General features: G+C 43.3%; 6 protein-coding genes and 2 pseudogenes. 7 read left to right on the top strand and 1 reads right to left on the bottom strand.

Features of this window, described 5'->3' with window-relative positions; all coding sequences use genetic code 11:
• Nucleotides 1-142 precede the first annotated feature (142 nt).
• From glmS to ACESQI_RS05860, 7 genes and pseudogenes are all read left to right on the top strand, one after another.
• Nucleotides 143-1,987: a glutamine--fructose-6-phosphate transaminase (isomerizing) gene (gene glmS, locus ACESQI_RS05890; protein ID WP_007485101.1), complete on the top strand. Its 1,845-nt coding sequence runs from the start codon at nucleotides 143-145 to the stop codon at nucleotides 1,985-1,987.
• A gap of 159 nt (nucleotides 1,988-2,146) precedes the next feature.
• A complete protein-coding gene (locus tag ACESQI_RS05885; protein ID WP_007485102.1) occupies nucleotides 2,147-4,030 on the top strand; it encodes a hypothetical protein in 1,884 nt (627 codons plus the stop codon).
• A 128-nt stretch (nucleotides 4,031-4,158) separates the two neighbouring features.
• Nucleotides 4,159-5,358: a glutamine-hydrolyzing carbamoyl-phosphate synthase small subunit gene (gene carA, locus ACESQI_RS05880; protein WP_237977196.1), complete on the top strand. Its 1,200-nt coding sequence runs from the start codon at nucleotides 4,159-4,161 to the stop codon at nucleotides 5,356-5,358.
• A gap of 84 nt (nucleotides 5,359-5,442) precedes the next feature.
• Nucleotides 5,443-8,715: a carbamoyl-phosphate synthase (glutamine-hydrolyzing) large subunit gene (carB, locus tag ACESQI_RS05875; RefSeq protein WP_237977195.1), complete on the top strand. Its 3,273-nt coding sequence runs from the start codon at nucleotides 5,443-5,445 to the stop codon at nucleotides 8,713-8,715.
• A gap of 10 nt (nucleotides 8,716-8,725) precedes the next feature.
• A pseudogene (locus tag ACESQI_RS05870) lies at nucleotides 8,726-8,986 on the top strand (helix-turn-helix domain-containing protein); the annotation flags it as partial.
• Between the two features lie 462 nt (nucleotides 8,987-9,448).
• Nucleotides 9,449-10,360, top strand: a pseudogene (locus ACESQI_RS05865) (IS982 family transposase).
• A gap of 96 nt (nucleotides 10,361-10,456) precedes the next feature.
• Nucleotides 10,457-10,552 carry a smalltalk protein gene (locus tag ACESQI_RS05860; protein ID WP_002560793.1) on the top strand — a complete coding sequence of 32 codons (96 nt, stop codon included), beginning with the start codon at nucleotides 10,457-10,459 and terminating at the stop codon, nucleotides 10,550-10,552.
• A 90-nt stretch (nucleotides 10,553-10,642) separates the two neighbouring features.
• Here the strand turns inward: ACESQI_RS05860 and ACESQI_RS05855 are convergent, their stop codons facing one another.
• Nucleotides 10,643-12,775, bottom strand: a complete 2,133-nt coding sequence (locus ACESQI_RS05855) for a Tex family protein (RefSeq protein WP_195571905.1) — start codon at nucleotides 12,773-12,775, stop codon at nucleotides 10,643-10,645.

Raw genomic sequence — 12,775 nt, 5'->3', positions numbered from 1 at the left:
AGAATAAAATAATAGAAAAATTAACGTTTTGACGTAAAAATAACTTTTTTCTATGCTTATGTCAAATATTTATAGTAAAAATAATCTTTATGTTATTATAATTGTATATCTTTGTACCCTGAAAACATAAAAATAGGATAATATGTGTGGAATTGTAGGCTACATTGGTAAAAAAGAAGCCTACCCCATCCTTGTCAAAGGGCTGAAGCGACTGGAGTATCGGGGATACGACAGCGCTGGGGTAGCACTAATCAGTAACAACCAACAGTTGAATGTGTATAAGACGAAAGGAAAAGTCTCCGAACTGGAAAATTTTGTCACACAGAAAGATATTTCCGGTAACATTGGTATTGCACATACACGTTGGGCTACTCACGGAGAACCTTGTTCAGTTAATGCCCATCCTCATTATTCCTCTTCCGAAACTCTCGCTCTCATCCATAACGGTATCATCGAAAACTACGCCGTTCTCAAAGAAAAACTTCAGGCCAAAGGCTATACATTCAAAAGCAGTACTGATACCGAGGTACTCGTACAATTAATAGAATATATGAAAGTGACTAATAACCTCGATTTGCTGACAGCCGTACAGCTGGCATTGCGTGAGGTGATTGGTGCGTATGCTATTGCCGTATTGGAGAAGGATCATCCCGATGAAATTATTGCAGCGCGTAAAAGCAGTCCGTTGGTGGTGGGCATTGGTGAAGATGAGTTTTTCCTGGCTTCGGATGCTACGCCTATTGTAGAATATACTGATAAGGTAGTATATCTGGAAGATGAAGAGATAGCAGTGATACACCGGGACAGGGAGCTGAAAGTGGTGAATCTGAACAATGTGGAGATGACTCCTGAAGTGACAAAGGTAGAGTTAAACTTAGGGCAACTGGAAAAGGGGGGTTATCCGCATTTTATGCTGAAAGAGATATTCGAACAACCCGATTGCATCTATGATTGTATGCGTGGGCGTATCAATGTAGAGAGTAATAATGTTGTGCTTTCGGCCGTCATTGATTATAAGGAGCGGCTTCTGAAAGCAAAGCGTTTTGTCATTGTAGCCTGCGGAACCTCCTGGCATGCCGGGTTGATAGGCAAACACTTAATTGAAAGTCTCTGCCGCATTCCGGTGGAGGTGGAATATGCATCCGAATTCCGTTACCGCGACCCGGTGATTGACGAAAGTGATGTTGTGATTGCTATCTCTCAGAGTGGTGAGACTGCCGATACACTGGCTGCCGTTGAGTTGGCAAAAAGCCGTGGTGCATTTATCTACGGCATTTGTAATGTTATCGGTTCGTCTATACCGCGTGCTACGCACACAGGTTCTTATATACATGTAGGTCCCGAAATAGGGGTGGCATCTACCAAGGCTTTCACCGGACAAGTTACGGTGCTCACTATGCTTGCACTGACATTGGCGCGGGAGAAGCAAACCATTGATGAGACCCATTTCCTTAGTGTAGTACACGAATTGAGCCGCATCCCTGAAAAAATGAAAAAAGTCCTGAAACTGAATGATAAAATCGCAGAATTATCTAAAATATTCACGTATGCGCATAATTTTATCTATCTTGGTCGCGGGTATTCATATCCGGTAGCTTTGGAGGGAGCTTTGAAGCTGAAAGAAATCTCATATATTCATGCTGAAGGTTATCCGGCAGCAGAGATGAAGCATGGCCCTATTGCTTTGATTGATGCCGAAATGCCTGTGGTAGTTATTGCTACTCAAAATGGAATGTATGAAAAAGTACTCAGCAACATACAAGAGATAAAGGCCCGTAAGGGAAAAGTCATAGCTGTTGTCACCGAAGGAGACACAGTGATCAGCAAAGTAGCTGATTATTGTATCGAACTTCCCGAAACACTGGAGTGTCTTGATCCGCTTATTACCACAATGCCTTTACAATTGCTTGCCTATCATGTGGCGGTATGTAAAGGGATGGATGTGGATCAGCCAAGGAATCTGGCGAAGTCGGTAACGGTAGAATAAAGGGATTTACGATTAGACGATTGACAATTTACGATTGGGATTACTTCCCATTTATAGATTAAGGTAACTTCAATTGTAAATAGTAAATCGTCTAATTGTAAATTCCTTCAATCGTCTAATTGTAAATCAAAATAGATTGTCAAATAGTAAATAAGTAAGGTGGAACAATTAAAGCATGAATGTGGCGTTGCCATGATACGCCTGCTCAAACCGTTGGAATATTACGAGAAGAAGTACGGAACGTGGATGTATGGATTGAATAAGCTCTACCTCCTGATGGAGAAGCAGCACAATCGTGGACAGGAAGGCGCCGGACTGGCTTGTGTGAAACTGGCAGCCAATCCGGGAGAAGAATATATGTTCCGTGAGCGTGCATTAGGATCGAGTGCCATTACTGAGATTTTTGAGACCGTACAAGGCAATTTTAAAGATCTGACCTCTGAACAGTTGCACGATGCTAATTTTGCCAAACGTACCTTGCCCTTTGCCGGTGAAGTGTATATGGGACATCTGCGATACTCTACCACCGGAAAATCCGGTATTTCTTATGTTCATCCGTTTCTGAGAAGGAACAACTGGCGTGCCAAGAACCTGGCCCTTTGCGGTAATTTCAATATGACGAATGTGGATGAGATTTTTACCCGTATTACAGCTATCGGACAGCATCCGCGCAAATATGCCGATACTTATATTATGCTCGAACAGGTAGGGCATCGTCTCGATCGGGAAGTAGAACGCCTCTTTAATCTTGCAGAAGCAGAAGGGCAGACGGGAATGGGCATCACCCGTTTTATTGAAGAGCATATCGATCTTGCCAATGTGCTGCGTTCTTCCAGTAAAGAGTGGGATGGGGGATATGTTATCTGCGGACTGACCGGAAGTGGTGAGTCTTTCGCTATTCGTGATCCGTGGGGGATCCGTCCTGCTTTCTGGTATCAGGATGATGAAATAGCTGTTCTGGCATCTGAACGTCCTGTGATTCAGACAGCACTCAATGTGCCTGTGGAGGAAATTAAAGAATTGCAGCCTGGACAAGCACTCTTTATCAACAAAGCGGGGCAGATTCGTACTACTCAGATTAATAAACCCCGTGAGAAGAGAGCCTGCTCTTTTGAGCGTATTTATTTCTCTCGTGGTAGCGATGCAGACATTTATAAAGAGCGTAAGTTGTTGGGAGAGAAACTGATTCCCCGTATTCTGAAAGCGATAAACTCTGACCTTGATCATACGGTGTTCTCTTTTATTCCGAACACAGCCGAAGTAGCTTTTTACGGAATGCTTGAGGGATTGGACAATTATCTGAATGAAGAGAAAGTACAGCAGATAGCTGCTTTGGGACACAATCCTGATATGGAAGAACTTGAACGTATCCTCTCACGGCGCATTCGTAGTGAAAAAGTTGCTATCAAGGATATCAAGTTGCGTACTTTTATTGCCGAGGGCAATAGCCGTAACGACCTGGCTGCGCATGTATATGATATCACTTACGGCAGCCTCCGTGCCGGTATAGACAACCTGGTGATTATTGATGACAGTATTGTGCGCGGTACAACACTCCGGCAGAGCATTATCGGTATTCTCGACCGTCTGAATCCGAAGAAGATTGTTATTGTAAGCTCTTCGCCACAAGTGCGTTATCCCGATTATTACGGCATTGACATGGCAAAGATGAGTGAGTTTATTGCTTTTAAAGCAGCTGTAGAACTCCTGAAAGAGCGTGATATGAAAGATGTGATTGCTGCTGCCTATCGTAAGTCGAAAGATCAGGTTGGCCTACCTAAAGAGCAGTTGGTGAATTACGTAAAGGACATCTATGCCCCATTCACCGATGAGGAGATTTCTGCCAAAATGGTGGAATTGCTCACTCCGAAAGGCACGAAGGCCAAAGTAGAGATTGTGTATCAACCGCTCAGTGGCTTACATGAGGCTTGTCCTCATCACACGGGTGACTGGTATTTCAGTGGCAACTATCCTACGCCGGGTGGTGTGAAGCTGCTCAATGAAGCGTTTATAAATTATATAGAACAAGTATACCAATTTTGAGATTTACGATTTTATGATTTACAATTTACGATTGAAGTTACTTTATTGGCAAATGGGAGTCATCCCAATCGTAAATTGTAAATCGTCTCATCGTCAATCTTTTCAATTGTCAAATAGTAAATAAATAGATGCGAAATGTAACTTTAATCCTTGACGACGGGAGCCGTTTCCATGGTAAGTCGTTTGGCTACGAGAAGCCGGTGGCGGGCGAAGTAGTATTCAATACCGCCATGACAGGCTATCCGGAGAGTCTGACCGATCCTTCATATGCCGGACAGTTGATGACACTGACATACCCATTGGTGGGTAACTATGGTGTGCCTCCTTTCACTTTTGAAACTAATGGATTGGCTACTTTTATGGAAAGTGAGAGAATTCATGCCGAAGCTATCATTGTGAGTGACTATTCGGAAGAATACAGTCACTGGAATGCAGTGGAAAGCCTTGCCGACTGGCTGAAGCGTGAACAAGTGCCCGGTATTACAGGCATTGATACCCGTGAACTGACCAAAGTGTTGCGTGAACATGGGGTGATGATGGGTAAAATTGTATTTGACAGTGAACAGTTGACAGTGGACAGTGGACAATTGACAGTTGACAGTGGACAATTGACAGTTGACAATGGACAGTTGACAGTGGATAGTTATGAAAATATTAATTATGTCGATAAGGTTTCTTGCAAAGAGATCATCGTCTATGCGAACGGTGAAAGTCGCTCTTTTAGTATAGATCTCCCCATTGCGCAACTTAACTGTCAATTGTCAACTGTCAATTGTCAACTAAAGCGGGTTGTTCTTGTAGATTGTGGAGTAAAAACAAACATCATCCGTTGCCTGCTCAGACGTAATGTTGAAGTCATTCGTGTCCCTTGGGATTATGATTTTAACGGATTACAGTTTGATGGTCTGTTTATATCCAATGGTCCGGGGGATCCTGATACCTGTGATGCTGCCGTACAGAATATCCGTAAAGCGATGCAGAATCCCCAACTTCCTATTTTTGGAATCTGTATGGGAAATCAGTTATTGTCGAAAGCGGGTGGTGCTAAGATATACAAGCTCAAATATGGCCATCGTAGCCATAATCAACCGGTACGCATGGTGGGCACGGAACGTTGTTTCATTACCAGTCAGAATCATGGTTATGCCGTTGATAACAATACATTGGGTGCTGAGTGGGAGCCACTCTTCATTAATATGAATGATGGTTCTAATGAAGGTATTCGTCATAAAACAAACCCCTGGTTTTCGGCACAGTTCCATCCCGAAGCTGCCAGTGGCCCAACGGATACTGAATTCTTGTTTGACGAATTCGTAAAGCTATTGTAATTCAATATTCACCGCAGTGTAAGCGAGAGTACGGGAGAAGAGAGTCCCGTGCCCTTTGTGGTGCAACCAAAAAATATGTAATCAATGAAAGAACAAAATATAAAGAAAGTATTGCTCCTCGGCTCCGGTGCTTTGAAAATCGGTGAAGCCGGAGAGTTTGACTATTCGGGTTCGCAAGCCCTGAAGGCTCTGAAAGAGGAAGGTATAGAAACCATTCTTATCAACCCTAACATTGCTACGGTGCAGACCAGTGAAGGAGTAGCCGATCAGATCTATTTCCTCCCTGTGACTCCTTACTTCGTAGAGAAAGTAATTCAGAAAGAGAAACCGGAAGGCATTATGCTTGCTTTCGGTGGGCAGACTGCGTTGAACTGTGGGGTGGCCCTTTACAGGGAAGGCACCCTTGAAAAATACAATGTAAAGGTACTCGGTACTCCCGTGCAGGCCATTATCGATACGGAAGATCGTGAGCTCTTTGTGGAGAAACTGAATCAGATTGATGTAAAAACCATCAAAAGTGAAGCCGTAGAAAATGTAGAAGATGCACGCCGTGCAGCCCGGGAGTTAGGTTATCCGGTGATTGTTCGTGCCGCTTATGCGCTTGGCGGACTTGGTTCCGGTTTTTGTGATAACGAAGAAGAGCTGGATGTGCTTGTTGAGAAAGCCTTTGCTTTCTCTCCGCAGGTGCTTGTCGAAAAATCATTAAGAGGATGGAAAGAAGTGGAGTACGAGGTAGTACGCGACCGCTTCGACAACTGTATCACCGTTTGTAACATGGAGAACTTCGATCCGCTGGGCATTCATACTGGGGAATCTATTGTAATTGCTCCGTCACAAACATTGACCAATAAAGAATACCACAAACTGCGTGAACTCGCCATTCGTATCATTCGTCATATTGGCATCGTGGGTGAATGTAACGTGCAGTATGCCTTCGATCCTGAATCGGAAGATTATCGCGTTATCGAGGTAAATGCCCGTCTTTCGCGTTCATCGGCATTGGCGTCCAAGGCAACCGGTTATCCGTTGGCTTTTGTTGCTGCCAAATTAGGACTCGGTTATGGCCTGTTCGATTTGAAGAACTCCGTCACTAAAACTACCAGTGCTTTTTTTGAACCTGCATTGGACTACGTGGTTTGTAAGATACCCCGTTGGGACTTAGGAAAATTCCATGGTGTAGACAAAGAGTTGGGTTCCTCTATGAAATCCGTAGGCGAGGTGATGGCTATCGGCCGTACCTTTGAAGAGGCTATCCAGAAAGGTCTCCGTATGATAGGCCAAGGCATGCACGGCTTTGTAGAAAACAAAGAACTCGTGATAGCCGATATTGATAAAGCCCTGCGCGAACCTACTGATAAACGTATCTTCGTCATTTCCAAAGCTTTCCGTGCCGGATATACGATTGACCAGGTACACGATCTGACCAAGATTGATAAATGGTTCCTTCAGAAACTGATGAATATCATGCGTACTTCCGAGGAGCTTAGGCAATTGACAGTGGACAGTGGACAATTGGCAGTGAAAGATGCTGCTGCATTTTTTAACTCTCAATTGTCAAATCTCAGCCCTCAACTACTTCGCAAAGCGAAGGTACAGGGATTCTCTGACTTCCAGATAGCTCGTGGCATCGGTTTTCAGGGGGATATGGAAGATGGCATTCTCTATGTGCGTAATTATCGGAAGAGTGTAGGCATCCTGCCTGTAGTGAAGCAGATTGATACACTGGCGGCCGAATACCCTGCACAGACCAATTATCTGTATCTCACTTACAGTGGTGTGGCCAATGATGTAACCTATCTGGGTGATCATAAATCCATTGTCGTACTTGGTTCCGGTGCTTATCGCATCGGCTCTTCCGTAGAGTTTGACTGGTGTGGTGTGCAGGCGCTGAATACCATTCGTAAAGAAGGTTGGCGTAGCGTTATGATCAACTATAATCCGGAAACGGTATCTACGGACTATGACATGTGCGATCGTCTCTACTTTGACGAGTTGACTTTTGAACGCGTAATGGATATTCTTGAACTGGAAAATCCGCATGGGGTCATTGTCTCCACCGGTGGCCAGATTCCGAATAATCTTGCTCTGCGTCTGGATGCACAGAAAGTCAATATCCTAGGTACTTCTGCCAAGAGCATAGATAATGCCGAAGACCGCGAGAAGTTCTCTGCCATGCTCGATCGTATTGGTGTAGATCAGCCTCGCTGGCGCGAGCTCACCTCTATGGACGATATTAATGAGTTTGTTGATGAGGTCGGTTTTCCGGTGCTTGTTCGCCCTTCCTATGTGCTTAGTGGTGCAGCCATGAACGTCTGTTCCAACCAGGAAGAGCTGGAGCGTTTCCTTAAATTGGCAGCTAATGTTTCTAAAAAACATCCGGTAGTGGTAAGCCAGTTTATTGAACATGCCAAAGAGGTAGAAATGGATGCTGTGGCGCAGAATGGTGAGATCATCGCGTATGCTATCAGTGAGCATATCGAGTTTGCCGGTGTGCATTCCGGAGATGCTACTATTCAGTTCCCTCCTCAGAAACTGTATGTAGAAACCGTTCGTCGTATCAAGCGTATCAGCCGTGAGATTGCGAAAGCATTGAATATCTCCGGTCCGTTCAATATCCAGTATCTTGCCCGTGAGAATGATATTAAGGTTATCGAGTGTAACCTGCGTGCTTCGCGTAGTTTTCCTTTCGTCAGCAAAGTGCTGAAGATTAACTTTATCGAACTGGCAACTAAAGTAATGCTCGGCCTGCCTGTAGAAAAACCATCAAAGAATCTTTTTGAGCTTGATTATGTCGGTATCAAAGCGTCACAGTTCTCCTTCAACCGTTTGCAGAAGGCCGATCCTGTATTAGGTGTAGATATGGCTTCTACCGGTGAGGTTGGCTGTATTGGTTCTGATACCTCCTGTGCCATTCTGAAAGCCATGCTTTCTGTTGGTTATCGTATTCCTAAAAAGAGTATTCTCCTTTCTACCGGTACACCCAAGCAAAAGATAGATATGATGGGGGCGGCCCGTATGCTGGTCAATAAGGGGTATAAACTGTATGCTACCGGTGGAACACACCGAACTCTTGCTGAGAATGGCATTGAGAGTACCCTGGTCTACTGGCCGAGTGAGTCGGACAAGCATCCGCAGGCGCTTGAAATGCTCCATAACAAAGAGATAGATATGGTAGTTAATATTCCGAAGAATCTCACAGCCGGTGAGCTCGACAACGGATATAAAATACGCCGTGCAGCTATCGATCTGAATGTACCCCTGATTACCAATGCCCGTTTGGCAAGTGCATTTATCAATGCCTTCTGTACAATGAGTATTGATGATATTGCTATAAAGAGCTGGGAGGAATACAAGTAAAATAGAACATCTTGAATTGGATTTGATTTCTGACTTGGTCGCAGATTATGAAGAAGAACATTTTCCAATAGAATCTCCTTTTTTAGCTGATGTTATTAAACTTCGTATGTACGAAATGGGGCTTATACAAACTAAATTATCGGAGATATTAAACGTGAGTCCATCACGGGTGAGTGAATATATTTCTGGAAAGTGTGAACCAACCTTGAAGGTTGCCCGTGAGATAAGCCGCAAGTTAAACATCGATGCTAATATAGTATTGGGGGTATAACTCTTTTTTATGAATTTAAGCTTTTAATTCTTTGTATGTAAACTTAGTATATTAAAGGTGGTTTAAAATGCATATTAACAGTGCGTTAAGTACGTACTTTTGGGATACCAAAGTACGTACTTTTTTATTGCTTGATTTCCAGGTTTTTAAACCTGTTTTCTACTGTGAAGTCCTGAGTATTTTCAGAATATACTTTCCCGGTGCTTCAATCCTGTTCCAGTTTGTTTTTGCCAGTATTTTCCATATTTCCGTCCCTTTCCTGCCGTAGTCCGATAGCCTCAGTATCGCCTTAATCTCGGTTTAGTCCTTCACATTGTGCAGCCTCAGGCTCTCCAATAGCCTGCTGTAATTAACGTGAGTTCGATATAAGACAATATTTAATTTATTGCAAATTTGGTGATTAGCGATAAAAGTAGTAAATTCATAGTGTTCAAATACAATATTTACCAAACTTTTACCGCTATGTTCACCGAAAGCAAAATTACAGAAATTTATTGTTTGGCAGATGATTTCTGCAAAGAATTTACCAAGCAACAAGAGAAATATATGTTGGAAGACAAAGTTGAAGGTCATAAGCACCGAAATAAGCCTAATCGTATGAGCGATTCAGAGCTCATGGTTATTCTGATTCTTTTTCATTCGGGTGGTTTCCGCTGCTTCAAACACTATTATCTGGAATATGTATGCAAGCATTTATTCCACTTGTTCCCGGTTCACGTCTCCTATAACCGTTTTGTTGAATTAGAAAAAGAGATTCTTCTCCCATTGACAATATTCATCAAACAGGTGCTCTTAGGACAATGCACAGGAATTAGTTTTGCAGATTCCACTCCCTTACGGGTTTGCCGCAACCAACGTATCCATATCCACAAAACATTTGAAGGACTGGCTGCACGTGGAAAATGTTCAATGGGGTGGTTCTTCGATTTCAAGCTGCACTTGATTATCAATGATAAGGGAGAAATACTAAACTTCATGTTTACTCCCGGTGGAGTAGATGACAGGGAACCACTTAAGCAGGAGGCTTTCTTTTAGAATATCAAAGGAAAACTATATGCGGATAAGGGGTATATAGGGAAAACACTCTTTAAGACCCTATTCGTCAATGAGGTACAGCTAGTTACCAAGGTAAAGAACAATATGAAGAATATGCTAATGAGCATAGCAGATAAGATTCTATTAAGGAAAAGAGCATTAATTGAAACCGTAAATGATGAACTCAAAAATATTGCGCAGATAGAACATTCAAGGCATAGATCATTCAATAATTTTATTGCAAATGCATTGTCTGCTATTGCAGCATATTGTTTCTTTGAGAAGAAACCCGCCATTGAGCTCTATTTTATCAATGACGGGCAATTAAGATTATTCTAAAATTATATCGAACTCACGTTATTTAGTTGAAAGTTGACAATTGAGAGTTGAAAGTTGGCTGCGCGGCACTTGATACGTTATTAAAATGAGAGAGAAATGAAAAAGACGATTTGGAATACGATTTTGAAAGTGGTTATAGCTGTGGCAAGTGCCTTGGCTGGTGTATTTGGCGGACAGGCTATGATGGCTTAGCGGACAAATAGATATAAATAAGAGATCGCCCGGTTCATTCTTAGGAGTGAATCGGGCGATTTTTGTTTTAAGATAATCAAGATATTTGCGTTAGCTTTGCTCTACACCAATCATCGTTAATTGTATGCGTTTTCGCTCATTATCTACGCTCATAACTTTCACCATAACTTGCTGATGAATAGATACTACTTCGGTGGGATCGGAAATGAAACGTTCGGCTAATTGCGAGAGGTGCACCAGTCCGTTCTCTTTGATACCTATATCTACAAAGGCGCCAAAGTTGGTAATATTACCAACAATTCCCGGAAGTATCATTCCTTCACGGAGGTCATTGATGGTACGTACATTCTTATCAAATTCAAAAGCTTTGATCGTCTGGCGTGGATCACGTCCCGGCTTTTCAAGCTCCTGCATGATGTCTTGTAGAGTAGGCATACCCACTGTTGGAGTGACGTAAGCTGATACATTGATTTTGCTACGTAACTCTTTATTAGTAATCAATTCAGCAACACTACATTTCATATCTTTAGCCATTTGCTCTACGATGCAATAACTTTCGGGATGTACGGCTGTATTGTCCAAAGGGTTCTTGGCTTGTGGAATACGAAGGAAGCCGGCACATTGCTCAAATGCTTTTGCACCCATGCGGGGAACTTTCATTAATGCTTTACGTGAATCGAAAGCACCGTTTTCGGCACGATAGTTTACTATATTTTGTGCCAACTGTGGTCCTAATCCGGAGATATAGGTCAACAGATGACTACTGGCTGTATTGAGGTTAACGCCTACCAGGTTTACGCAATTCTCTACTGTCTGATCAAGTGCCTTTTTTAGTTTGGTTTGGTCTACATCGTGCTGATACTGTCCCACACCGATGGATTTCGGATCAATTTTTACCAGTTCGGCAAGCGGATCCATTAATCGGCGTCCTATTGAAACGGCACCACGTACGGTTACGTCATATTCGGGGAACTCATCACGGGCTATTTTAGAAGCTGAATAGATGGAAGCACCTTGCTCACTGACAACAAATACCTGTAAGGGACGGTCGAATTGCTGGGTGGTAACAAAGAATTCCGTTTCCCGGCTGGCTGTACCGTTTCCGATGGCGATGGCATCTATTTGATAGGCTTCTACCATTTTACGTAGCTTGGCTGCGGCCTCTTTCTTCTTATCTACCGGTGGATGAGGATAGATATTTTCATTATGCAGCAGATTGCCCTGTGCATCCATACATACTACCTTACATCCTGTACGGAATCCGGGATCTATACCCAATACCCGTTTCTGCCCCAATGGCGGGGCAAGGAGCAATTGGCGAAGATTCTCGGCAAATACACGGATCGCTTCTTCGTCGGCTTTCTCCTTTGTCATAGTGGCAAATTCGGTTTCGATAGAGGGCTTTAGCAGTCGTTTGTATGAGTCCTGTACCGCTTCTGCTACTTGTCGGGCGCATTCGTTATTGCTACGAACGAACTGGCGTTCGAGCCTCTCGATGCATTCCTCGTCATCCGGGGTAATAGATACCTTTAGCAAACCTTCTGCTTCGGCACGGCGGATGGCTAATAATCGATGCGAAGTGCAACGCTTTAATGGTTCGGAAAAATCAAAGTAGTCGCGGTATTTTGCAGCTTCCTCTTCTTTACCTTTCACCACTTTGGCACTGATTATAGCCTGACGATTGAATTGGTTACGTATGGCATTACGGGCACGTTCGTCTTCATTAACCTGTTCGGCTATAATATCGCGCGCACCTTTCAGAGCATCTTCCACATCTTTCACGTCTCCTTTTACAAAGGTGGCAGCTTTAACATCAAGATTATTTTCGCGTTGTAGCATCAATACCATTGCAAGGGGTTCAAGCCCTTTTTGGCGAGCGGCTTCCGCTCTGGTTTTACGTTTGGGCTTATAGGGGAGGTAGATGTCTTCCAATTCAGTAGTATCCCAGGTGCTTTCAATACGTTTTTGCAGTTCGGCAGTCAGTTTACCCTGTTCGTTGATAGTGGTGAGAATGGTTTCTTTACGCTTGACTATCTCACAGAGTTTGTCGTACTGGGTTTTTATGTTTTCTACCTGTACCTCATCCAGGCCTCCTGTAGCTTCTTTACGATAACGGCTGATAAAAGGAATGGTAGCGCCGTCTTTTAGTAGATTCAAAGTGTTACTGACCTGCTTCTCTGATATATTCAAAGCAGCAGAAATCATCTTGTGAAATAATTCCAT

It is taken from the genome of Bacteroides sp. HPS0048 (assembly GCF_964240755.1).
GTDB classification, from domain to species: Bacteria; Bacteroidota; Bacteroidia; order Bacteroidales; family Bacteroidaceae; genus Bacteroides; species Bacteroides nordii.
Note: the sequence above shows the minus strand (reverse complement) of the source record. Positions and strands in the feature narration are given on the sequence as shown.